Consider the following 1,112-nt stretch of genomic DNA (forward strand, 5'->3'; position numbering starts at 1 on the left):
GGTGGGCGCTCTTGCCGACGTCCATGCCCAGGAAGACGCCCACATCGCCGGTGTCTAACATCGCACCCCTCCCGGGTGGTTGACCGTGCCGGCCTCGGCGTTGGCACCGTGCTCGCGCATCCACGTTATGCAGACCTGCCGCCCGCGAACTGCCCGGCATTGCGCCGGACCGGACGGTGGCCGGACCTCTGATCAGCGTCTCCGACGGACACCTCCCGGGCCCGGTGAACACCACCCCCCAGGTCATGCCTTCGACAGGGGGCAACAGTCATGCCGGGCGCGGAGGCCAGCGGCCCCGTTGCGGAGCCGCGGAAAACATAACTGTGAGAGTTCTTCTGCGGCCCAGGATGGGTTGCTGCCAGGCTCGGCGCTCGGGGAGTGCGAGGGGCGGGGTGAGTGCGAGCGGGGGCGTCCCGCGTAGCCGGCATCTACTGGCAGTAACTCACCGTATGCGCAGGGCCTTGAGGGTGCGCAGTGAGGTGGCGAGGAGTTCGGCGTAGTCGCCCTTGCTCATCCAGGCCGGGGGGGAGAAGCCGATCAGGTGCTGGCTGGCCACGTTCTGCGGTTCGGTGTATTTGAGGAGGCCGGCCCGGCCGTGGCGGCGTCCGAGGCCGGAGTCCTTCATGACGCCCATCGGGGCGCCCTGGGAGGCGTAGGCGGAGGCGTAGCCCTCGTTGATGTTCACGGTGCCCGACTCGATGCGGGCGGCGAGCCGGCGGGCCCGGCGGACGTCGCGGCTGAAGACGCTGGCGTTGAGGCCGTAGTCGGAGTCGTTGGCGGCGCGTACCGCCTCCTCCTCGTTCTCGAACGGGTAGAGGGAGACCACCGGCCCAAATGTCTCCTCCCGCCACAGCGGCACCTCGGGGGTGACGCCGGTGAGCACGGTCGGCTCGTAGAAGTAGGGGCCGAGGTCCGGGCGCGCCCGGCCGCCCGCCACGACGGTCGCACCCGCGGCGCGGGCCTGGTCGACCTGGGCGCTGATGCGGTCCAGCTGTCCCTGGGAGGTGAGGGAGCCCATGTCGGCGCTGAAGTCCAGCTCCGCTCCCAGCTTCATGGCCCGCACGCGTGCGCCGAAACGGGTGACGAACTCGGCGTGGAGCGAGGAGTGGACG

1 protein-coding gene is annotated in these 1,112 nt (G+C 70.5%); it reads right to left on the minus strand.

Features of this window, described 5'->3' with window-relative positions; translation table 11 throughout:
- Nucleotides 1-442 precede the first annotated feature (442 nt).
- Nucleotides 443-1,112: aldehyde dehydrogenase family protein (locus ACWFR4_RS49140; protein ID WP_453658537.1), on the minus strand; the 670-nt coding region annotated here is incomplete at its 5' end.

Source organism: Streptomyces sp. NPDC055140, from assembly GCF_053607285.1.